Source organism: Janthinobacterium sp. SUN206 (assembly GCF_030587305.1).
Lineage (GTDB): Bacteria > Pseudomonadota > Gammaproteobacteria > Burkholderiales > Burkholderiaceae_D > Janthinobacterium > Janthinobacterium kumbetense.
Genome location: NZ_JAPWIB010000001.1, coordinates 1,321,986 through 1,343,305, shown reverse-complemented (window position 1 = coordinate 1,343,305; position 21,320 = coordinate 1,321,986). Strand labels below are relative to the sequence as shown.

Sequence of the window (21,320 nt, the reverse complement as noted above, 5' to 3'; positions counted from 1 at the left end):
CCTTGCTTACATTGAAATAATCAAATTCCTCCCATGCACAAGTATTTGATATCGAGGAAGTCGTCCATGCCGTAATGCGAGCCTTCGCGGCCCATGCCCGAATGCTTGACGCCGCCGAACGGCGCCATTTCATTGGCGATCATGCCCGTGTTGATGCCGACCATGCCCACTTCCAGTTCTTCCGCCACGCGCCAGACTCTGCCCAGGTCGCGGCTGTAGAAATAGCCGGCCAGGCCGAACTGCGTGGCGTTGGCCATGGCGACGACTTCCTCTTCGCTGCCGAAGCGGAACAGCGGCGCCAGCGGGGCGAAGGTTTCCTCGGTGGCCACCAGCATGTCGCTGTTCGCTTCCAGCATCACGCTGGGCTCGAAAAAGCTGCCGCCCAGCGCGTGGCGCTTGCCGCCGATGGCCAGCTTGCCGCCCTTGGCCAGCGCGTCGGCGATATGCTGTTCGATCTTGCGCACGGCGTTTTCATCGATCAGCGGGCCTTGCGTGACGCCCGCGTCCAGGCCATTGCCCAGTTTCAGCTCTGTTACCTTGGCCACCAGGCGGGCGGCGAAGTCGTCGTAGATGCTGTCCTGCACGTAGATGCGGTTGGCGCAGACGCAGGTCTGGCCGCTGTTGCGGTATTTCGACATCAGCACGCCTTCGACGGCCGCGTCGATGTCGGCATCTTCGAAAACGATGAAGGGCGCGTTGCCGCCCAATTCCAGCGACAGCTTCTTGATCGTGCCGGCCGCCTCGCGCGACAGCCAGGCGCCCACTTCCGTCGACCCCGTAAACGTGATCTTGCGCACCAGGTCGTTGTGGCACAGTTCCGTGCCGATGGCCTGCGCCGCGCCCGTCACTACATTGAAGACGCCAGGCGGCACGCCGGCCCGCAGCGCCAGTTCGCCCAGGGCCAGGGCCGACAGCGGCGTTTGCGACGCCGGCTTCAAGACCATGCTGCAGCCGGCCGCCAGGGCGGGACCGGCCTTGCGCGTGATCATGCCGTTCGGGAAATTCCACGGCGTGATGGCCGCGCACACGCCAATCGGCTGCTTGATGACGACGATGCGCTTGTCATTCGACGGCGGCGCGATCACGTCGCCATATGCGCGCTTGCCTTCCTCGGCAAACCATTCCAGGTAGGCCGCGTTCGAGACGATCTCGCCCTTGGCTTCGGCCAGCGACTTGCCTTGCTCGCTGGTGAGTATCAGCGCCAGGTCGTCCGCGTGCTGCAAAATCAAGGCATGCCAGGCGCGCAGCACCGTGGCGCGCGCCTTGACGGTCTGCTTGCGCCACAGCCGGAAGGCCGCATGCGAGGCGGCGATGGCGCGCCGCGTCTCGGCCGCGCCCATGCGCGGCACGGTGGCGATCACTTCGCCGGTGGCGGGATTGGTGACGGCGATGGTGGCGCCGTCATCGGCGTCGCACCAGGCGCCGTCGATCAGGCATTGCTGTTTCAACAGGCTTGCGTCTTGCAGGTTCAACATGAGGGTTCTCCTTGAATGGGGGCTTAGCCAGCTACAGATACTTGCGCGAGGCCGGCATCGACGATGATGTTCTGTCCCGTGATGCCGTCCGAATCGTCGGCCGCCAGGAACAGGGCCGTGCGCGCCACGTGGCCCGCGTCGAGCCGGTATTTCAGGCATTGCAGTTCGATGAAGCGGCGGTCTTCTTCCGGGTCGCGCCACAGCGCGGCCTGGCGGTCCGTGGCGATGGCGCCCGGCGCGATGGCGTTGACGCGGATATTCTGTTCGCCCAGCTCGCGCGCCAGGGTGCGCGACAGGCCCGCGATGCCCGCCTTGGACGTGGTGTAGCCGACCAGGTTGGGGCGCCCGCGCATCCACGAAATCGAGCCCAGGTTGATGATGGAACCGCCGCCGGCGGCCGCCATGCCGGGCGCTACCTGCTGGATGGCGAACACGTGGTGTTTCAAGTTCAGCGCCAGGCAGTTGTCCCAGTATTCGGGCGTCAGTTCGGCCAGCGAATGGCGGTCGTCGCGGCCCGCGTTGTTGAGCAGCACGCGGATGGCGCCAAAGCGCGCCTCGACGTCGGCCAGACTGGCCTGGTAGGCGGCGATGTCGCGGATGTCGCTATAGACAAAATAGGGTGCGTGCCGGCACAGGGGCGCCAGGCGTGCGGCCAGGGCGGCGCTGGCGTCGCCATCGATGTCGCAAAAAGCCACTTGCGCGCCTTGCAGGGCGAAGTGTTCGACCAGCGCAGCGCCGATGCCGGAGCCGCCGCCGGAGACGAAGACCACGCGGTCCTGCAGGCTGGGGTAGAGAGTGATGTTGGCGTTCATGCTGTCCTCAGGGTGAAGATCCGGGTATCAATCCCGGTACAGGGGTTCGGGGCGGCCGGCCACGTCCAGGCGCACGGCAAAGAGGCCGCCGGCCTGCGGCTGGCGCGCCAGTTCGTCGTCGCTTGCGCCTTCGCGCGCGCTGGTGATGTACAGGGTGCGCAGGTCGGCGCCGCCAAAGGCGATCATGGTGGGGCGCGTGACGGGCACGCGCACGATGCCGATGATCTCTCCCTGCGGCGAAAAGCGCAGCACCCGGCCGCCTTCGTATTGCGCGCTCCAGTAGCAGCCTTCCGCATCGAGCGCCGCGCCATCGGGGCGGCCGCCATACACGGCGTCTTCGCCCTTGGCGGGCAGGCGGGCAAACACCTTGCGCTCGCCCGCCTGGCCGCTGGCCGCGTCAAACGCGTAACGGTAGATCACGTGGTTCGGCGTGTCGGACTGGAGCAGCGACTGGCCATCTTCTGCAAAGGCGAGGCCGTTGCTGACTTTCACGCCAAGATTCTGTTGCGGCCCCCAGCCCAGGCGCGTGGCGCCCCGTTCCAGGCAAAACATGGCAGCCAGTTCCGCCGTGCGCGGCTCATACATGGCGCCGGCCCAGAAGCGCCCGGCGCTGTCGCAGCGGCCATCGTTGAAACGCATGTCGGCGCTGTCGTAGGGCGCATCGGCCAGCTTGTCGAGCAAGCCTTCCTGCGGGTAGAAACGGTAGAAACCGTCGCGCAGGGCCGCCACCAAGCCGCCTTTTTCAGCCAGGGCAATGCAGCCCGGTTCGCACGGCACCCACCAGACGCGGTCGAGGCCGGTCGCCGGATCGTAGCGGTGCAGGCGGCGTCCGGCGATATCGATCCAGTACAAACACTGTTCGGCCACGCTCCACAGCGGGCATTCGCCCAGCTGGGCGCGCGCGTCGAGCACGAGTTCGGCTTGCCATTCACGCATGGGCCTCCTCCGCATTTTCCTGCATGGCCAGGCGCATGGCGATGTGCAGCGTCTCGCCGGGCGCCAGCAGGCGCATGCCCGTGTCGTGCGCGCCGCGCGCGGCCAGCGCAAATGCGTTATTCGCGTGCGTGACGGGTTCGATGGCGATGAAGCTGCGCTCGTCGTTGGGTGCGAAGCACACGAGGTGGCGGCAATTGTCGCTGGCCGACAGCTGCACGCTGTAGTCGCCGTAATCGAGGCTGGCGCGGCCCGTCCAGCCGCTGTAGCAATGGTCGCTGCGCCAGCCGGCCACCGGCTGCGGCGTGGCGAATGGCGACGCTTGCGCCACGGGCGCCAAGCCGGCCGGCAAGTGGTCGGCGCCCATGCTCCACACGCCATCCCATTGCGCCTGCAGGCGCAGGCCGGGCGCCAGCGGAAAGTAGGGGTGAAAACCCAGGCCGGCGGGCATGGCGCGCGTATCGTCATTGCGCACCGATAAGGTCAGGCGCAGGCCGGCGGCGTCGAGCAGCACGGTTTGCCGCGCTTCGCAGGCGAACGGCCAGTCGGCGTCGCCGCCGTGCACGAGCAGCAGTTCGGCGCTGTCGTCCGCACGCGCCGCAACGTGCCAGGCGCGCTGCCAGCCGAAGCCGTGGATGCTGTGCGGCTCGGGCGGGAAGTTGGCGCGCAGTGCATGCGCCTGTTCCTGCGCCTGCAGCACGGCGTTGCCGATGCGGTTCGAATACGGCGCCAAAGGGTAGCAGGCCATCTGCCGCACGTCGGCAGCGGCTGGCGCGGCGCGCAGGATGTCGCGCCCGCGCCAGCGGAAAGCCGCCAGCGCGCCGCCCGTGGCCGGGTGGACGTCGGCGCGGCAGTCGCCGTGCGCCAGGGTGAAGGGAGACTGGTGGTCCATTTTCAGCCCTTCAAGCCGCCCGAGGTCAGGCCGCTGACGACCTTTTCCTGGAAGATCACGATCAGCACGACGATGGGCACGATGGCTACCACCAGTGCCGCCGAAATGATCGGCCACGGGAAGGCGAACTCGCCCTGGTACAGCTGGATGCCGACGGGCAGGGTGCGGTAAGCCACGGCTGAATTCATCGACAGCGCCAGCAGGAACTCGTCCCAGGAATTCACAAACGCGAGGATGGCGGCCGTCGCCACGCCCGGCGCGGCCAGCGGCAGCACGATGCGCCACAGGGCGCTCAGGCGGGTGCAGCCGTCGAGCATGGCCGCGTTTTCGATGTCGCGCGGGATATCCTGGAAAAAGCTCACCATCATCAGGGTGCAGATGGGCAGGTTCAGCACCGTGTACGGCAGCACCAGCGCCCAGTAGGAGTTCAGCAAGCCCAGGCTGCGCATGATCTCGAACAGCGGCACCATCAGCGTCACCAGCGGGAACATCGACACGCCGATGATGGCCGTCAGGATCAGGCCGCGGAAGCGCAGGCGCAGGCGGGCAATCGCATACGCGGCCAGCGCGCTGATGAACAGGCTGAGCAGGGTCGACAGGCCGGCCACGATCAGGCTATTCGTCAGGAACGTCAGCAGCGGCTGGTCCTGGAAGGCGGAGATGAAATTGCCGATGGTCGGTTCGTGCGGCCAGTAGGTGATCGGCTTTTGCGTCAGTTCGCTCTCGGTCTTGAGCGAGGTAAACAGGATCCACAGGGCGGGGAAGACGCCGTTGAGGATGACGATCGCGGCGGCGAACCAGCGCAGGCGCTTCGATGAAAACAGGCCGCTCATTCTTTGTCTCCTCTTACATATTTCAGATACACAAACGTGGTGGCCATCGACAGCAGGAACATGAATACCGCCAGGGTCGAGCCGTAGCCCACGTCGAGGTAATCGACGGTATTGGACTGGATGTACATGGCCAGGGTCTTGGTTTCGTCTCCAGGGCCGGGCATGTTGTACGGAATATCGAAGGACTGGATGGCCGTCAGGGTGCGGAAGATCAGCGCCACCAGCATCGATGGCACCAGCAGGGGCAGGGTCACTTCCGTGAATTGCTTCCATTTGCTGGCGCCGTCCACTTCGGCCGCTTCATACAGCGAGGCGGGGATGGTTTGCAGGCCGGCGAGCAAAATGAGGGCCATGAACGACGAGGTTTTCCAGATGGTCGTGATGCAGATGGCGGCCATGGTCAGCGCGGGCGAATTGAACCAGATCTGCGGTTCCCAGCCCAGGCCAGGGACCAAGAGGTCGATGCGGCGGATGATGTCGTTCACCAGGCCGTATTCGCTGTGGAAGAACCAGGCGAAGATCAGGCCGACGAAGGCCAGCGGCAGTGCCCACGGCAGCAGCAGCGCCAGGCGCACGGGCCAGCGGTACTTGAACGGCATGTTGGCCAGCATGGCCAGGCCCAGGCCCGCCACCAGCGCGCCCGGTACGGTGACGACGGTGATGATGACGGTGTTTTTCAAGGACTTCCAGAACAGCGCGTCTTCCAGCGCCATCTTGTAGTTGTCCAGGCCCACGAAACTGGGCAGGCTGCCGCCGGACAGGCGGATGTCGAAAAAGCTGTTGTAGATCAGTTTGCTGACCGGGTAGGCCACGATCAGCAGTAAAAAGAGAATCGCCGGCGTCAGCAGGACCCAGGCCAGCGTTGTTTCGCTGGGGTCCGTGATGCGGCTTTTCAGGGTGCGTTGCCTCATGATTTCCTCGTCTGTTGCGGTGTGCGTATGCGTGTGCCGCCCGCGCCGCCGTCGTGGCGGCACGGGTTCGGTCTCCTTAGCGCAGGATGCGCTTGACCCGGTTTTCGATTTCGCCCACGGCCGCCGCCGGCGTTTTCACGCCCGCCATCACGGCATTCGTGTTGACGCGCACGGCTTCGGACACTTCGCTGTAGCGCGGCGTGACGGGACGTGAACGGGCGCTTTGCACCACCGGCAAGGCATCGGCGAACCAGCCATTGGCGGCCAGCACTTCCTTGTCCTGGTAGACGGAGGGGTAGACGGGCAGGTTGGACGCCTTGAGGGCCAGCTGCTTCGACACTTCCGGGCTCGACAGCCAGCGCACCAGCTTGGCGGACGCCTCCTTGTTCTTCGAGAACGAGGACACGGCCCACTGCCAGCCGCCGATGCACGAGGCCGGCTTGCCGCCCGCCATGGCCGGCAGGCTGACGACGCCGACTTTATCTTTCACGCTGCTGTCGGCGCCATCCTGGAAGTGGTTCCAGGCATAGCCCCAGTTGACGGCGAACAAGACATTGCCTGCCTGGAACTCCTTGCGCGTATCGTCGGTGGCCACTTCGGCAATGTTTTTCTTTGCCACGCCCTGGTCGACGAGCTTGCGCCACATGGCCAGGCCCGCTTCCGCCTTGGGCTTGTCCAGGGTCAATTTGCCGTTGGTGACCAGTTCGCCGCCCTGGCTCCAGTACGGCAACAGGAAGGTGCAGACGGCGCCTTCGATGGCCTTGCCCTGGAAGCTGATGCCTTGCAATTCCGGATTCTTTTCGCCGGCCTGGATGGTGCGCGCCACGCTGGCCAGCTCATCCCAGGTTTTCGGCGCCGCCAGCTTGTACTTGGCCAGCAAGTCCTTGCGGTAATAGAGGAACATGGCGTCGGCAAAGGCGGGCAGGGCCACGACCTTGTTGTCGACCATATTCGCTTGCTTGTAGGCGGGCAGGTACTGGCCCATGATCTTGTCGCGGTCGGCGCCCAGGTATTTATCCAGGCTTTCGATCCAGCCGGCCGACGCGTACTGGGCCGGGCGGATGATATCGATCAGGAACACGTCCAGGGTGGTATCGCCGGCCGACAGCACCGTGTTCAGGTATTTCTGCTGCAATTCGGACGTGGCGCCGCCCGTTTCCAGGTCGATCTTGACACCGGGATTGGCGGCCATGAACTTGGCGAACAGTTCGCGCATGACTTCGGGGCGCTCCTGGCCGCCGACGAACACCTTGACCGTTTGCGCGTGGGCGCTGGTGGCCAAGCCGGTGGCGAGGACGAAAGTGGCGCCGAGCGCCAGGACGAGGGATTTGATACGCATGATGTTGTCTCCTGTTTTTTTGGAATGGGTATGCCGGTCGTTCGCGGCTTATCGGGAGGGCAGTACCGCGCCCCCTTGCGGATCGAACAGATGGAATTTCTCCATGTCCAGCTGTACCGTTACTTGCTGTCCCGGCGCCAGGGCGAAGGTGGGCGGCAGGCGCGCCGTCAATTCGCCCCCTTCGCACTGGAAGATGACCAGGGTTTCCGCGCCCAGCGGTTCGACCACCACGACTGTCGCGGCCAGGGCGGCGCTGGCGGGACTGGCCGCTTCCAGTGTGATGTCTTCCGGGCGGATGCCGAATTCCACTGCGCGGCCGTCGAGCTTGCCGCATGCGGCCTGGCGCTCGAGCGGCAGGGCCAGGCGCGCCGCGCCCAGGACGATCTCGGCCTGGCCGGTGCCGTTGCGCGCCACCTTGGCGCCGAGGAAGTTCATCGGCGGCGAGCCCGTGAAGCCGGCGACGAATTTCGACACGGGTTCGTTGTAGATCTGGTCCGGCGTGCCGACCTGCATGATGTTGCCGCCGGACAGCACGACGATGCGCTCGGCCAGGGTCATCGCCTCGACCTGGTCATGCGTGACGTAAATGGTGGTGGCGCCTATGCGCTGGTGCAATTTCTTGATTTCCGTGCGCATTTCCGAGCGCAGCAGGGCGTCCAGGTTCGACAGCGGCTCATCGAACAGGAACAGCTTGGCCTGGCGCACGATGGCGCGGCCCATGGCCACGCGCTGGCGCTGGCCGCCGGACAGGGCGCGCGGCTTGCGGTCGAGTAAATGGTTGATTTTCAGGATGGTGGCGGCGGCGCGCACGCGCTGTTCGATTTCCGCCTTGGGGAACTTGCGCAGTTTCAAGCCAAAACCCAGGTTGTCGAACACGGACTTGTGCGGATACAGCGCATAGTCCTGGAACACCATGGCGATATCGCGCTCGCGCGGCGGCAAGTCGTTGACGACCTGTCCCTCGATGGAGATGGTGCCGCCCGTGATCGATTCCAGGCCCGCGACCATGCGCATCAGTGTTGATTTTCCGCAACCCGAAGGGCCCACGAAGACGACGAATTCGCCTTGCTTGATTTCCAGGTCGATGCCATGAATGACTTCGACGCCGTTGTCGTACTTCTTGACAACCTTTTCCAGTTTTACACCTGACATGCTTGTCTCCAAAAGATGCGAATGACGCGTCTGAGCGCGTTATGTGCGTTGCAACAGTGTGTTGCAACAGAACAATTAGTAGGCGCCCGTGTCGAGGGCTTTCGCCAGCGACGGTTTCAGGGCCGTGATAAAGGCGTTGGCCTGGCGCATCATCATGCCCATGTCCGAGGCGATGGCCACGTAGTCATAGCCGTAATGGATGAAAGTGTGCACCATTTCCGGCGATGGGCCGACAATGCCGATGGGTTTGCCGATGGCGCGGGCGCGGCGGGCCGCGTCGGCAATGGCCGCCTGCACGTCCGGGTGGCCGATATTGCCGATATGGCCCATGGCGGCCGACAGGTCGCCAGGTCCCACGAACAGGGCGTCGACGCCATCGACGGCGGCGATCTCTTCCAGCTGCGCCAGGGCGGCCGGGGTTTCCAGCTGGATAATCGAGAAGACGGCGCCGTTGGCGCGCGTCGCGTAGTCGGGCACGGTGCCATAGCGGCTGGCGCGGTGCATGGCGGCAAAACCGCGCGTGCCGGGAATGGCCTGGCCCGGTTGTGGATAGCGGGTGGCGGCCACGGCGCTGCGCGCTTCGGCGGCGTTTTCCACGAACGGGAACATCAGGGTTTGCGCGCCGATGTCGAGCGCGCGCTTGATCTGCACCAGGTCGTTCCAGGCCAGGCGCACGACGGGGCAGGCCGGCGTGCCGCCGACTGCCTGCAGGATCTGGTAGGCGTCCTGATAGTCGATGGGCACGTGTTCCATGTCCAGCACCAGCCAGTCGAAGCCGGCGCAGCCCATGGCTTCGGCCGTGACGGGCGTGCCGGCCATCAGCCAGCTGCCCAGCGGTACTGCGTTGTCCGCCAGCAAGGCGCGGAAAGGGTTGTCCAGGATATCCATAGTTGTGCTCTCTATATAGGTAGGGAAGGCGGCGGCGTCAGAAAATCGGCGGTTCCGGCGTGGCGGCGTTGCCCAGCAAGAAGTCCAGGTCGCAGCCCTGGTCCGCCTGCGTCACGTGCTCCATGTACAGTTTGGTGTAGCCGCGCGCATATTTTTGCGCCGGCGCCTGCCACTCGGCGCGGCGGCGCGCCAGTTCCTCGTCCGTCACATCCATGTTCAGGCTGCGCGCGGCGATGTCCAGTTCGATCATGTCGCCGTTGCGCACGAGGGCCAGCGGGCCGCCGACGGCCGCTTCCGGCGTGACGTGCAGCACGCAAGTGCCGTAATGGGTGCCGCTCATGCGCGCGTCGGAGATGCGTACCATGTCGCGTATGCCTTGCTGCAGCAGCTTTTTCGGCACGGGCAGATTGCCCCATTCCGGCATGCCGGGCGCGCCGATGGGGCCGCCATTGCGCAGGATCAAGACCGTGTTTTCATCGATATCCAGGTCGGGCGCGTGGATCTGCGCCAGCATTTCCGCGTTCGAGTCGAACACGAGAGCGCGTCCCCGGTGTTTGGCGAACTTCGGATTGGCGGCCGACGGCTTGATGACGGCGCCGCCGGGACACAGGTTGCCGCGCAGCACGGCCAGCGCCGCGCCGTCGGCCACCGACTGCGACACCTTGCGGATGACGCTGTCGTCCAGGCAGACGGCGTCGGCGATGTTCTCGCCCAAGGTACGGCCCGTCACCGTCAGCGCCGTCAAGTCCAGCTGCGGCATGATTTCCTTGAGCAGGGCCGGCATGCCGCCCGCATAGAAGAAATCTTCCATCAGCTTGTCGCCGGATGGGAAGAGGTTGGCGATGACGGGCACTTTTTGCGCCATCGCATCCATTTCATCGAGCGACAGGGCCAGGCCGGCGCGCCCGGCAATGGCGACCAGGTGGATGGCCGCGTTGGTCGAGCCGCCGAGCGCCATGTAGGCCGCCACGCCATTCGACAGCGCGGCGCGGGTGAAGAAGCGCGACGGCTTCAAGTCTTCCCACACCATGCCGACGATGCGCTCGCCGCATTGCGAAGCCATGCGCACGTGGTTGGCGTCCATGGCGGGAATGCTGGTGGCGCCCGGCAAGGTAAAGCCCATCGCTTCGACGATGGACGTCATGGTGGACGCCGTGCCCATGGTGTTGCAGGTGCCGGGCGAGCGCGTCATCTTCGCTTCCAGCTTGATCCACTCGGGCTTGGCGATGTCGCCGGCCACGTAGTCGTCCCAGAATTTCTTGGTATGCGTGCCCGCGCCCACGCTCTGGCCACGGTAGCGGTCGTTGAGCATGGGGCCGGCAGGACAAAAGATGGCGGGGATGTCCATGCTGATGGCGCCCATCAGCATGCCGGGCGTCGTCTTGTCGCAGCCGCCGAGCAGCACGGCGCCGTCGATGGGTAGCGAGCGCAGCAGTTCTTCCGTTTCCATGGCGAGGAAGTTGCGGTAGATCATGGTGGTGGGCTTGACCATCACTTCGCCCAGCGACAGGGCCGGCAGTTCGACGGGGAAGCCGCCGGCCAGCAGGATGCCCCGTTTGACGGCTTCGGCCCGTTCGCGCAGGTGCGAGTGGCACGGCGACAGGTCGCTCCAGGTATTGATGATGGCGATGACGGGGCGGTCGAGGAATTCCTCGCGGCGCAGGCCCATCTGCTGCAGGCGCTGGCGGTGGGCGAACGAGCGCATGTCGTCTGGGGCCAGCCAGCGCTGGCTGCGCAGGGATTCCAGCGTGCGGCGGGAGGTAGCGGAGCTCAATGTGTGTCCTTTTTGGTTGCCTGGCGCGCTGCGTATGGCGTTCCAGTGCGGCTGTCTCGGGTCTTGCCTGTCGCCTTTGTTAGCGCTAACATTACAAGTACAGCGAAATATAATTTGAATCGCCAGGGGCTGTCAACAGATTTAATGCAGGGAGATTGCGCGCCGGCTGGCATCTTGCCGCGCGCAGCCATTACACTATCGGCATGATTTCAATGGCACCAATTTCCAGGGTGGAACTTCTGCGGCCCGGCCGGCATGCCTCGCGGCACGCAGCGGCGCAGCGGCGCCACTCTGGCATCCCCTGTGCCGCCGGCCATGGCATGATGCGTGGTGATCACCGATTTTTGAGAAGGCAGTACCCATGAACGACCCAGTACGCAAGCGGCGTGGCCTCGGCCGCAGCACCGTGTTCGATGTGGCCAAATTGGCACAGACCTCGGCCATTTCCGTGTCGCGCTATTTCAAGGAGCCGGACCGCGTGTCGCAGGAAACGCGCGAGCGCATCAAGAGCGCCATCGACCAGCTCGGCTACATCCGCAACGAGGCGGCCGGCGGTCTGGCGTCGACCCAGGGCCGCATCGTGGGCGCCATCGTGCCCAGCGTATCGAACTCCATCTTTGCGGAAACCATCCAGGGCTTGTCGACCACCTTGTCGCAGCACAATTACCAGTTGCTGCTGGCCACCCACGATTACTCGATCGAGACGGAAGAGAAGGTGGTGCGCGCCTTTCTCGGCTGGTCGCCGCGCGCGCTGGTGCTGACGGGCGCCGACCACAGCGCCGCCACGGAAATCTTGCTGGCCGGCTTGCAGATTCCCGTCATCGAAACGTGGGATATCCGCCCCGAGCGGCCGTATCCGCAAATCGGTTTTTCGCACATCGCCACTGGGCGCGACATGACCTTGTATTTGCACGCGCAAGGCTACCGGCGCATCGTCTACGTCGACAGTGGCATCGGCAGCGATTTCCGCGCGCGCAAGCGGGCCCAGGGCTATGAGGAAACCATGCAGCAGCTGGGTTTGCGTGCGGAAATCGTGCAAGCGTCGGTGACGGCGCCGCTCGATGCGGGCGGACAAGTATTCAGCGAGCAAATGGCGCGCGCCGAGCGTCCCGACGCCCTGTTTTTTGCCAACGACAACATGGCGGCCGGGGCCATCTATGAAGCGGCGCGCCTGGGCATCCGCATTCCCGAGCAATGCGCGGTGGCGGGCTTTGGCGACTTCCCGTTCTCGGAAAAACTCATGCCGGCGCTGACGACGATCCGCGTGCCCCGCTATGACATCGGCCGGCTGGCCGCGCAAGCCATCCTGCAGCGCCTGGGCGAAGTGGACGAGGGCGCCGCGCCGCCAGCCCTGGCGCCGCTGGCCTACCAGCTGATCGCGCGGGCCAGCGCTTGAGATGCCCAGGCTGCGACAGATATTGATGAATCATATTTCCATCATCACAACATGCAATTGGCTTGATATGCTGCGATGCGGCATCATTCATCTGTCTCCTCTACTTCCTCACAGGAATTAGATTCAGCCCGCTCCCGCAGCGGGCTTTTTTTTTGCCCCGCCGGTGTTCGAGCATGTATTCGCATGAGTGAAAATAATGGATGTATGAAGTTTTACCATTATTTTTCATGGATGAAAGCCACTATGATGCATTCATACTTCACTAGGAGGCACTACCGCCATGACCGTCACCACACACAATCTGGGCTACCCGCGCATCGGCGCCAAACGTGAATTGAAATTCGCCCTGGAAGATTACTGGAAGGGCGGCAGCACCTTGGCTGCGCTGGAAGGGCAGGGGGCCGAATTGCGCCAGCGCCACTGGCAAGACCAGGACGCGCTGGACCTGGCGCCTGTCGGCGACTTTTCCTTCTACGACCAGGTGCTGGACTTGAGCTTTACCCTCGGCAACCTGCCGCAGCGCGTGCGCCACCTGACTGGCGCGGCGCTCGATAACTATTTCCGCGTGGCCCGCGGCCGCTCGGCCAGCGACAGCGATTGCAGCTGCGTCCACGCCGGCGAAATGACGAAATGGTTCGACACCAATTATCACTACATCGTGCCGGAATTTTCGGCCGGCACACAATTCAAGCTCGACAGCAGCCGCCTGTTGCAGCAACTGGCGCAGGCGCGCCAGCTGAACGTGAAGGCCAAGCCCGTGCTGATCGGCCCCGTCACTTATTTGTGGCTGGGCAAGGCCAAGGACGATTCCGACAAGCTGGCGCTGCTGCAAGGCTTGCTGCCCGTCTACGTGCAACTGCTGCAGGAACTGGCCGCGCAGGGCGTGGAGTGGGTGCAGATCGACGAGCCGATCCTCGTCACGGAACTGGGCGGCGCCTGGCAGCAGGCGCTCGTCACGGCCTACGCTGCCTTGAGCAAGGTCAACGGCGTCAAACTGCTGCTGGCCACGTATTTCGGCAAGCTGCAAGACAATCTGGCGCTGGCGTGCACGCTGCCCGTGCAGGGCTTGCACCTGGACGCCGTCAACGCCCGCGAGGAAGTCGAGCAAGTGATCGCCCAATTGCCAAGTTCCAATGTCTTGTCGCTGGGCGTGGTGAACGGCCGCAATATCTGGAAGACGGACTTGAACGAGGTGCTGGCGTGGCTGGAACCCGTGCACGCCAGGCTGCAGTCGCGCCTGTGGATCGCGCCGTCGTGCTCCCTGCTGCACGTGCCCGTCGACCTGGACAGCGAACAAAAGCTCGACACGGAGATCAAATCCTGGCTGGCTTTTGCCCGTCAAAAGCTCGATGAAGTACACACCATCGCCGGCGCCCTGAACCAGGGCCGCGCCTGCGTGCAAGCGGCGCTGGATGCTAATCATGCGGCCGTGCAAGCGCGCCGCCAGTCGCCGCGCGTGCATAATCCTCAAGTCAAGGTGGCCGTGGCCCGCATCGACGCCAGCCTGGGCCAGCGCGCCAGCGGCTATGCCGAGCGTGCCGCCAAGCAAGCCGCGCTGCTGCAACTGCCGCTGTACCCGACGACGACCATCGGCTCGTTTCCGCAGACGGCGCCAATCCGCCAGGCCCGCAGCCAGTTCCGCAGCGGGCAGCTGGATGAAGCCGGCTATAAAAAGCTGATGCAGGCGGAAATCGCCCATTGCGTGCAGGAACAGGAAAGCCTGGGCCTGGACGTCTTCGTGCATGGCGAGGCGGAACGCAACGACATGGTGGAATACTTCGGCGAACAGCTCGACGGCTACGCCTTCAGCCAGTTCGGCTGGGTGCAATCATACGGTTCGCGCTGCGTGAAGCCGCCCATTTTGTTCGGCGACATCAGCCGCCCGCGCGCCATGACGGTCGAGTGGAGCACCTATGCCCAGTCGCTGACGGACAAGCCGATGAAAGGCATGCTGACGGGCCCCGTCACCATCCTGAACTGGTCCTTCGTGCGCGACGACCAGCCCCGTTCCGTGTCGTGCCACCAGCTGGCGCTGGCCATGCGCGCCGAAGTGCAGGACCTGGAACAGGCCGGCATCAGCGTGATACAGATCGACGAAGCGGCGCTGCGCGAAGGCTTGCCGCTGCGCAAGTCGCAATGGGCCGAGTATCTACGCTGGGCCGTCGAATCGTTCCGCATCACGGCCAATGGCGTGGCCGATGAAACGCAGATCCACACGCACATGTGCTATTCGGAATTCAACGACATCATCGCGCAGATCGCCGACATGGATGCGGACGTCATCACGATCGAAACGTCGCGTTCCGACATGGAATTGCTGGATGCCTTCGATGATTTTAACTACCCGAACGAAATCGGCCCCGGCGTCTACGATATCCACTCGCCCAATATTCCGAGCCAGGAACAGATGGTCAAGCTGATGCGCAAGGCGGCCGAACGCATCCCCGCGCACCGCCTGTGGGTCAACCCCGATTGCGGCCTCAAGACGCGCGGCTGGAAAGAAGTCATTCCCGCGCTGGCCAATATGGTGGCGGCAGCGAAAACCTTGCGCGGCGACAAGGTCTGAGGATGGCGGGGCAGGGGAGGCCTGTAGAGATATAGCGGGATCGTATTTCTATCATCACAACATGCAATTGGATAATGATGCTGCGATGCGGCATCATTCACCTGTCTCCTCTATCTCCTCCAAGGAAATAGATTCGGCCCGCTTCCGTAGCGGGCTTTTTTTTTGCCCGTTTCCATCGGCTGATCGCTTACCATACCGTCACGTAATCCTACCCTCAAGAAGGAAACCGCCCGATGATTTCTCCGTTACGCGCCGCCGGCATGCTCGCGCTGATGGCGCTCGGCGCCTGCTCGGCGGAAAAGCACCCGCTCGACCGCCATCTGGCCCAGTTGCGCCCGGTCACGGTCGCAGCGTTGCCCGACATGGGGTGGCCGGCCGGCACGGCGCTGTGCCCGCTGGGTCTTTATCAGAGCGAGCTGAGCGAATCGGCGCCTCATGCAGACCGCGTCAACGCCTTCCTGAAGCAAAAGCAATTTCTGGGGGATGAAGGCCATTGGTCGCTCATCGTCGTCAAGCCGTTGCCGGCGGGGGACGGCGGTATCGAGCAACTGTTTTTCACGCGTGCAGACTATGACGTGCTCAATGATCCGCAAGTCATCGCGCGCGATGCGCAGACCGTGCCGGCAGGGTTTGCGCCGCAGACTTGCGTAAGCGTGGAGCAAGCCCGCGTGCTGGTGACGCGCGAACAACGATCGCATCGAAAACTCCTCATTTTTGGAACGGCTTAGGTCAGATATTGATGAAACATATTTCCATCATCACAACATGCAATTGGATTTATATGTTGCCATGCGGCATCATTGCACCTGTCTCCTCTACTTCCTCACAGGAATTAGATTCAGCCCGCTCCCGCAGCGGGCTTTTTTTTGCCCGTTTTACATGCAGAAAGCTGCGCACGCTTGCTTGCCATCATCGCCATCGTGTTGCTTTTGTGCATGCTAAACTGGGCCTTCCCCAGACCAAGGTTGCCTGATGCATCAATTATTTCGCCACACGCTGGAGTCCACGCCCATTCTCGCCCTGTTTCTCGTCATCGGCGCCGGTTATGCGCTGGGGCGCATCAGCGTGTTCGGCTTTTCGCTGGGCGTGGGCGGCGTGCTGTTCGCGGGGCTGGCGCTGGGCGCGTTTGCTCCCGGTGCCGTGCCGCCGCCGATGGTCGGCTCCATCGGCTTGCTGCTGTTTCTGTATGGCATAGGCGTGCAGTATGGCGTGCAGTTTTTCGCCGGCTTGCGCGGCGCGGGGCAGAAACATAACCTGATCGCCTTTGCCGCCGTCATGGGAGGCCTGGCCGTGTCCGTCTGGGGCGGGCAGTGGATCGATATCTCGCTGCGCATGGCCAGCGGCGTGTTTGCCGGCGCCATGACCAGCACGGCCGCCCTGCAGGCGGCGCTGGAAGCGTCGCACGGCAATGGCGACGCGGCCGTCGGCTATGCCGTCGCGTATCCGTTCGGCGTCGTCGGCCCCATGCTGGGCCTGTACCTGGCGGGGCGCATATTAAAACCCGTGCTGACGCCGCCGCCGGCACCTATCGTCGTGTCCGAAATTACCATCGATGAAGCCAAATTGGCGGGTGCGGCCCTGTCCGAACTGGCCGATGGCCCCCTGGCGGGCGTGCAAGTGATCGGCGTGCGCCAGGGCCACCAGAACCGCTTGCCCGATCCTGGCCTCGTGCTCGGCGTGGGCGATGCGCTGATGGTGTCGGGCACGGTGGCGGGCGTGGAAGCGGCGCGCACGGCGCTGGGCCACCTGGATACGGGCCGCCTGATGAAGGACCGCAGCGCGTTCGATGGCACGGAAGTGTTCGTATCGGATGCGGAAATCGTCGGCGTGCCCCTGGGCGAGCTGAATCTTGGGAAAGATTTTCCCCTGCAGATCGCCTTCATACGCCGTGGCGACGCCATGATCCTGCCGCACCCGTTCCTGACCCTGGAATTCGGCGACAGGGTGATGGCCATTGCACCGGCGAAACATGCGGCCGACGTGCGCAAGCTGTTCGGCAATTCCATCACGGCCACGGCCGAGTTCAGTTATGTGTCGCTGGGCATGGGCATGGTATTGGGTGTATTGCTGGGCCTGGTGCCCATCCCCTTGCCGTGGATCGGTTCGTTCAGCCTGGGCCTGGCGGGCGGTCCGCTGGTGATGGCGCTGATCCTGGGGCGCCTGGGCAGGGTCGGCAAGATCAGCTGGCGCTTGCCGCTGTCGGCCAACTTGGTCATGCGCAACTATGGCTTGACGATTTTCCTCGCCTCCGTCGGCATGGCGTCCGGCTTGCCCTTCGTGCAGCAGGTGGGCGCCGATGGCTTGCCCATGCTGGCGCTGGGGGCCGTGACGGTGCTGGTGGTGGTGGCCCTCGTCGTGATCCTGGGCAAGATATTCCTGCGCCTGCCGTTTCCCGAGCTGCTGGGCATCGCGGCCGGCGCCACGGGCAACCCGGCCGTACTGGTGTTCGCCAACCGCCTGGCCAAGTCGGACCGCCCGAACCTGGGCTACGCCATGATCTTCCCCAGCATGACCATCGTCAAGATCGTGGCCGTGCAGGTGCTGCTGCATCTGTACGGGTGATGGCGGCCAGCGTCAATCGCTTGCAGGGCGGAGTTGCTTGTTGGCTTCAATAAAACGGATGCCAAAAGCCAGCAGCAAGGCAGCTGCGGCGCATCCTGCGGCAAGCCACAGGTTGGCTGAGAGGCCCAGCCTGTCCACTGCCTGGCCACCGGTCCACGCCCCGAGCGCAATGCCGATATTGAAGACACCGACATACAGCGCGGCGACGATCTCCACGGCTCCGGGCGCCGCCTTCAGCATCAAGGTCATCAGGCCGACCGATACGCCGCCGTAGGCCAAACCCCAGGCCAGCAACACCACGCCGCCGCCGATGCCGGAATCGCCGATCGCCAGAAACAGCAGCGGCGTGAGCAGCAGGCCGCCCGAGATGGCGATGATGGTAGTCGCTGTGCGCCGCACGGCAACCACGCCTACCAGGAAGTTTCCAATGATGCCCGCGCAGCCATAGGCAAACAGCAGCGCGCCCAGCCATTGCGTATCAAACCCCGACACGGACAGTAGTAGCGGGCGCACGAAGGTAAAGGCCATGAAATGGCTGCTCACCAGCAACAGAGTCAGAAGCAGCCCCGCCTGCAACTGCCTGTTGCGCAGCTGTTTGCCGAATTGGCGCCAGGTCGTCGAACCGGCCGCGGGCAGGGCGGGAATGAAGGCCAGATGCAGCGCCAGTACCAGGCTGCTGAACAGCGCCATGACGCCGAAGGCCCAGCGCCATCCCGCAACGTCGCCGATTTGTGCGCCTAGCGGCACGCCCAGCACGGAAGCGGCCGCCACGCCACCGAAGATGATCGACGTTGCCAGGCCGGTCGAGCGGGCAGGAACCAGGCGGGAAGCGAGGCCGCCGGCGATGGCCCAGATGCCGCCCATGCAAAAACCGACGAGAACACGGGCAGCCAGCATCCACGCCATGTTTTGCGCCAGGGCCGAGGCAATGTTCGCGATCACCAATAGTGTCAGCAAACCACAGAGAATCTTGCGCCGGTCCAGGTTTCCTGATGCGACCACGACCAGCGGCGCGAACAAGGCCGCCAGCAATGCTGGCAGCGAGATCATCAGGCCGGCGGTTCCCGTGGAGGTGTCCAGCGTGTCCGCAATCGGCGTCAACAGGCCGACCGGGAGCATTTCCGTCGTCACGACCGAAAACGTGGCCATGCCGACCGCGCCGACCGCCAGCCATGGGTGGCGGACAGCGGTTTCTGTGGCAACGTGGGGAGACGTACTCATGGTTCATATCCTTCATGTGATCATGCGATATACGGCGCCCTGCTTGCAGCGAAGGGGCGTCAAAGTGATAATACATACAGCGCGTATGAATAGTATATATACATACGCAATGAATGTAAATAATCATACGCTGCGTATGTAAGGAGAGAGCAATGGTTCGCCGCACCCGTGTGGAAATGGAAGAAACCCGTGCATCGTTGCTGGCCACGGCCCGCAAAGTGTTTAGCGAGCGCGGCTATGCCGACACATCGATGGACGACCTGACCGCGCAGGCAGGCCTGACGCGTGGCGCCCTGTATCATCACTTCGGCGACAAGAAGGGCTTGCTGCTGGCCGTGGTGGAGCAGATCGATGCGGAAATGGATGGCCGCCTGCAAGCCATCTCCGACAGCGCCGCAGACTCGTGGGAAGGCTTTCGCCAGCGCTGCCGTGCCTATCTGGAGATGGCCCTGGAGCCGGAAATTCAGCGCATCGTCTTACGCGATGCCAGGGCGGTTTTAGGCGGCGCCTCACCGGACTCGCAGCGCCATTGCCTCGAGTCGATGCAAAAGCTTATCCAGCAGCTGATTCAGCAAGGCATCGTGGTCGACGCTTGCCCAGAGGCATTGGCTTCGTTGATCTACGGCAGCCTGGCAGAAGCGGCGTTCTGGATCGCAGACGGTGAGGAAGGCAATGCGCGCCTGATAAAAGGAGTGGCAGCGTTGGAATTGCTGTTACGGGGGATGTTGCTTCAAAGGTAATTGTGTACAGTGGCAATCTCGCCAGAAGCGGACACGTCTGGAGACGTGGATGACGATATTGAGCAGGGTTGGACTTATATAGACATGGAGGAAAAATATGCAAGTCAAGCGTATCGTTGCAAATTTCCCGGCGTCGGATCCGGGCCTGGCGCGGACGTTTTACGAGGATGTGCTGGGTCTGAGCCTGTTGATGGACCATGGCTGGATCATGACGTATGGTTCGCAAAGCGAGATGAGCGTGCAAGTGAGCTTCGCGACGCAAGGCGGCTCGAACACCGCTGTGCCCGACCTTTCCATAGAAGTCGATGACGTGGATGCCGCATTGGCACGCATGCGTGTGGCGGGGTTTCCCATTGAATATGGTCCTGTCGATGAACCTTGGGGTGTCAGGCGGTTTTTCGTGCGCGACCCTTTCGGCAAGCTCATTAATATCCTGTCGCACATATAGGCGAAGTGCCTGCGGCAGCAGGCAATCAATTCCACCCGCTTCCCTTGCGCGCCAGCCTGTGTAAAACCCCTGGCGCCGCTTCCAATCTGTTGTACAATCATTGAGAACGGTCGTGCTTTTTTGTGCGCTGAGCTTCCTTGCGTGCAGTCATCACGGCAACCGATAAGAACAAGGAGACAGACATGGACCTGCATTACACGGCCGAGGAGACGGCGTTCCGCGACACGGTGCGCGCCTTCCTCGACACCCATTTGCCGGCGGACTTGCAGCGCAAGGTGCGCCAGCATCTGCGCCTGAACCGCGACGATTACGTGCGCTGGCACAAGATTGTCGCAAAGCAAGGCTGGGCCGCGCCGGCCTGGCCCGTCGAACATGGCGGCACGGGCTGGACGGCCGTGCAGCGCCACATCTGGGAAGACGAGTGCGCGCGCGCCGCCACGCCGCCCATCCTGCCCTTCGGCGTCAACATGGTGGCGCCCGTCATCATGGCCTTCGCCAACGCCGAACAAAAAGCCTATTATCTGCCGCGCATCCTCAACTGCGACGACTGGTGGTGCCAGGGCTACTCCGAGCCGGGCGCCGGTTCCGACCTCGCTTCCCTGAAAACCACGGCCCAGCGCGACGGCGACCATTACATCGTCAACGGCCAGAAAACCTGGACGACCCTGGGCCAGCACGCGGACATGATCTTTTGCCTGGTGCGCACGGATAGCACGGTGCGCAAGCAGGAAGGCATCAGTTTCTTGTTGATCGATATGAAAACGCCGGGCATCACCGTGCGTCCCATCATCATGCTCGATGAAGAGCATGAAGTGAACGAAGTCTTCTTCGACAACGTGCGCGTGCCCGTCAGCAACCTGGTGGGACAGGAAAACAAGGGCTGGACCTATGCCAAGTATCTGCTGGGGCACGAGCGCACGGGCATCGCCGCCGTGGGCCGCTCCAAGCGCGAATTGACTTTCCTCAAGCAACTGGCCATGCAGCAAACCAAGCGCGGCGCGCCGCTGCTGCACGATCCCGCCTTCGCCGCCAAGGTCGCTACCCTGGAAATCGAACTGATGGCGCTGGAAATGACGGTCTTGCGCGTCATCAGCGATGAAGGCAAGGGGCCGGGACCGCAGGCGTCGATGCTGAAGGTGCGCGGCTCGGAACTGCAGCAGCAACTGACGGAACTGATGGTGGAAGCCATCGGCCCGCAAGCCTTGCCCTTCGATCCCGCTTTCCTCGATGGCGGCGCGCAGCACAGTGCCGCCGGCGACGACCTGGCCGCGCCGCTGGCCGCGTATTACTTCAATTACCGCAAGACATCGATCTATGGCGGCTCGAATGAAATCCAGAAAAACATCATCACGCAGATGATCCTGGGCCTGTAAGCCAG

Annotated in this window: 19 protein-coding genes; 8 read left to right on the top strand and 11 right to left on the bottom strand. The window is 63.6% G+C overall.

Going from position 1 to position 21,320, the window contains the following annotated elements:
* Positions 1–20: 20 nt before the first annotated feature.
* The 10 genes from O3300_RS05880 to araD form a co-directional block, all read right to left on the bottom strand.
* A complete protein-coding gene (locus O3300_RS05880) occupies positions 21–1,475 on the bottom strand; it encodes an NAD-dependent succinate-semialdehyde dehydrogenase (protein ID WP_305052380.1) in 1,455 nt (484 codons plus the stop codon).
* 23 nt (positions 1,476–1,498) lie between these two features.
* Entirely contained in the window at positions 1,499–2,287 is a 789-nt protein-coding gene (locus O3300_RS05875) for an SDR family NAD(P)-dependent oxidoreductase (protein ID WP_092605534.1), read from the bottom strand.
* A 27-nt stretch (positions 2,288–2,314) separates the two neighbouring features.
* Positions 2,315–3,223, bottom strand: a complete 909-nt coding sequence (locus O3300_RS05870) for an SMP-30/gluconolactonase/LRE family protein (RefSeq protein ID WP_305052379.1) — start codon at positions 3,221–3,223, stop codon at positions 2,315–2,317.
* Positions 3,216–4,112: an aldose 1-epimerase gene (locus O3300_RS05865; protein WP_305052378.1), complete on the bottom strand. Its 897-nt coding sequence runs from the start codon at positions 4,110–4,112 to the stop codon at positions 3,216–3,218. The genes O3300_RS05870 and O3300_RS05865 overlap by 8 nt, the downstream gene beginning before the upstream one ends.
* Before the next feature lie 2 nt (positions 4,113–4,114).
* Entirely contained in the window at positions 4,115–4,945 is an 831-nt protein-coding gene (locus tag O3300_RS05860; RefSeq protein ID WP_034755232.1) for a carbohydrate ABC transporter permease, read from the bottom strand.
* Positions 4,942–5,856 (bottom strand): carbohydrate ABC transporter permease, encoded by a 915-nt coding sequence (locus tag O3300_RS05855; RefSeq protein ID WP_099667487.1) that lies wholly within the window; start codon positions 5,854–5,856, stop codon positions 4,942–4,944. Before O3300_RS05855 ends, O3300_RS05860 begins: the two co-directional genes overlap by 4 nt.
* 76 nt (positions 5,857–5,932) lie before the next feature.
* Positions 5,933–7,195, bottom strand: a complete 1,263-nt coding sequence (locus O3300_RS05850) for an ABC transporter substrate-binding protein (RefSeq protein WP_305052377.1) — start codon at positions 7,193–7,195, stop codon at positions 5,933–5,935.
* A gap of 48 nt (positions 7,196–7,243) precedes the next feature.
* Positions 7,244–8,347, bottom strand: a complete 1,104-nt coding sequence (locus O3300_RS05845) for an ABC transporter ATP-binding protein (protein ID WP_305052376.1) — start codon at positions 8,345–8,347, stop codon at positions 7,244–7,246.
* A gap of 75 nt (positions 8,348–8,422) precedes the next feature.
* The gene (locus O3300_RS05840; protein WP_305052375.1) at positions 8,423–9,235 is read right to left on the bottom strand and encodes an HpcH/HpaI aldolase/citrate lyase family protein; all 813 of its coding nucleotides are present in this window, start codon (positions 9,233–9,235) and stop codon (positions 8,423–8,425) included.
* 37 nt (positions 9,236–9,272) lie between these two features.
* Positions 9,273–10,940 (bottom strand): L-arabinonate dehydratase, encoded by a 1,668-nt coding sequence (araD, locus tag O3300_RS05835; RefSeq protein ID WP_369812286.1) that lies wholly within the window; start codon positions 10,938–10,940, stop codon positions 9,273–9,275.
* A 430-nt stretch (positions 10,941–11,370) separates the two neighbouring features.
* On the opposite strand from araD, the gene O3300_RS05830 reads away from it, so the two are divergent.
* From O3300_RS05830 to O3300_RS05810, 5 genes are all read left to right on the top strand, one after another.
* Positions 11,371–12,405, top strand: coding sequence for a LacI family DNA-binding transcriptional regulator (locus O3300_RS05830; protein WP_305052373.1), 1,035 nt, complete (start codon positions 11,371–11,373; stop codon positions 12,403–12,405).
* 280 nt (positions 12,406–12,685) lie between these two features.
* A complete protein-coding gene (gene metE / locus O3300_RS05825) occupies positions 12,686–14,971 on the top strand; it encodes a 5-methyltetrahydropteroyltriglutamate--homocysteine S-methyltransferase (protein WP_305052372.1) in 2,286 nt (761 codons plus the stop codon).
* A 233-nt stretch (positions 14,972–15,204) separates the two neighbouring features.
* Positions 15,205–15,699, top strand: a complete 495-nt coding sequence (locus O3300_RS05820; protein ID WP_305052371.1) for a hypothetical protein — start codon at positions 15,205–15,207, stop codon at positions 15,697–15,699.
* Positions 15,700–15,710: 11 nt separating this feature from the next.
* The gene (locus tag O3300_RS05815; RefSeq protein WP_305052370.1) at positions 15,711–15,944 is read left to right on the top strand and encodes a hypothetical protein; all 234 of its coding nucleotides are present in this window, start codon (positions 15,711–15,713) and stop codon (positions 15,942–15,944) included.
* Positions 15,944–17,533 carry an aspartate:alanine exchanger family transporter gene (locus tag O3300_RS05810; RefSeq protein WP_305052369.1) on the top strand — a complete coding sequence of 530 codons (1,590 nt, stop codon included), beginning with the start codon at positions 15,944–15,946 and terminating at the stop codon, positions 17,531–17,533. The genes O3300_RS05815 and O3300_RS05810 overlap by 1 nt, the downstream gene beginning before the upstream one ends.
* Positions 17,534–17,545: 12 nt before the next feature.
* Here the strand turns inward: O3300_RS05810 and O3300_RS05805 are convergent, their stop codons facing one another.
* Positions 17,546–18,754 (bottom strand): MFS transporter, encoded by a 1,209-nt coding sequence (locus O3300_RS05805; RefSeq protein ID WP_305052368.1) that lies wholly within the window; start codon positions 18,752–18,754, stop codon positions 17,546–17,548.
* A gap of 152 nt (positions 18,755–18,906) precedes the next feature.
* Between O3300_RS05805 and O3300_RS05800 the strand changes: the two genes are divergently transcribed.
* The 3 genes from O3300_RS05800 (at position 18,907) to O3300_RS05790 (ending at position 21,315) form a co-directional block, all read left to right on the top strand.
* Positions 18,907–19,494, top strand: coding sequence for a TetR/AcrR family transcriptional regulator (locus O3300_RS05800; RefSeq protein WP_305052367.1), 588 nt, complete (start codon positions 18,907–18,909; stop codon positions 19,492–19,494).
* Positions 19,495–19,591: 97 nt separating this feature from the next.
* On the top strand, positions 19,592–19,942 hold the full coding sequence (locus tag O3300_RS05795) for a VOC family protein (protein ID WP_099667498.1): 351 nt from the start codon (positions 19,592–19,594) through the stop codon (positions 19,940–19,942).
* Between the two features lie 182 nt (positions 19,943–20,124).
* Positions 20,125–21,315, top strand: a complete 1,191-nt coding sequence (locus tag O3300_RS05790; RefSeq protein WP_305052366.1) for an acyl-CoA dehydrogenase family protein — start codon at positions 20,125–20,127, stop codon at positions 21,313–21,315.
* The last annotated feature ends 5 nt before the right edge of the window (positions 21,316–21,320 follow it).

Bases quoted from the DNA above. Each gene is read 5' to 3' on its own strand.
- O3300_RS05880 (WP_305052380.1), bottom strand. From the start codon at position 1,475: ATGTTGAACCTGCAAGACGCAAGCCTGTTGAAACAGCAATGCCTGATC.
- O3300_RS05875 (WP_092605534.1), bottom strand. From the start codon at position 2,287: ATGAACGCCAACATCACTCTCTACCCCAGCCTGCAGGACCGCGTGGTC.
- O3300_RS05870 (WP_305052379.1), bottom strand. From the start codon at position 3,223: ATGCGTGAATGGCAAGCCGAACTCGTGCTCGACGCGCGCGCCCAGCTG.
- O3300_RS05865 (WP_305052378.1), bottom strand. From the start codon at position 4,112: ATGGACCACCAGTCTCCCTTCACCCTGGCGCACGGCGACTGCCGCGCC.
- O3300_RS05860 (WP_034755232.1), bottom strand. From the start codon at position 4,945: ATGAGCGGCCTGTTTTCATCGAAGCGCCTGCGCTGGTTCGCCGCCGCG.
- O3300_RS05855 (WP_099667487.1), bottom strand. From the start codon at position 5,856: ATGAGGCAACGCACCCTGAAAAGCCGCATCACGGACCCCAGCGAAACA.
- O3300_RS05850 (WP_305052377.1), bottom strand. From the start codon at position 7,195: ATGCGTATCAAATCCCTCGTCCTGGCGCTCGGCGCCACTTTCGTCCTC.
- O3300_RS05845 (WP_305052376.1), bottom strand. From the start codon at position 8,347: ATGTCAGGTGTAAAACTGGAAAAGGTTGTCAAGAAGTACGACAACGGC.
- O3300_RS05840 (WP_305052375.1), bottom strand. From the start codon at position 9,235: ATGGATATCCTGGACAACCCTTTCCGCGCCTTGCTGGCGGACAACGCA.
- araD (WP_369812286.1), bottom strand. From the start codon at position 10,940: ATGCGCTCGTTCGCCCACCGCCAGCGCCTGCAGCAGATGGGCCTGCGC.
- O3300_RS05830 (WP_305052373.1), top strand. From the start codon at position 11,371: ATGAACGACCCAGTACGCAAGCGGCGTGGCCTCGGCCGCAGCACCGTG.
- metE (WP_305052372.1), top strand. From the start codon at position 12,686: ATGACCGTCACCACACACAATCTGGGCTACCCGCGCATCGGCGCCAAA.
- O3300_RS05820 (WP_305052371.1), top strand. From the start codon at position 15,205: ATGATTTCTCCGTTACGCGCCGCCGGCATGCTCGCGCTGATGGCGCTC.
- O3300_RS05815 (WP_305052370.1), top strand. From the start codon at position 15,711: ATGAAACATATTTCCATCATCACAACATGCAATTGGATTTATATGTTG.
- O3300_RS05810 (WP_305052369.1), top strand. From the start codon at position 15,944: ATGCATCAATTATTTCGCCACACGCTGGAGTCCACGCCCATTCTCGCC.
- O3300_RS05805 (WP_305052368.1), bottom strand. From the start codon at position 18,754: ATGAGTACGTCTCCCCACGTTGCCACAGAAACCGCTGTCCGCCACCCA.
- O3300_RS05800 (WP_305052367.1), top strand. From the start codon at position 18,907: ATGGTTCGCCGCACCCGTGTGGAAATGGAAGAAACCCGTGCATCGTTG.
- O3300_RS05795 (WP_099667498.1), top strand. From the start codon at position 19,592: ATGCAAGTCAAGCGTATCGTTGCAAATTTCCCGGCGTCGGATCCGGGC.
- O3300_RS05790 (WP_305052366.1), top strand. From the start codon at position 20,125: ATGGACCTGCATTACACGGCCGAGGAGACGGCGTTCCGCGACACGGTG.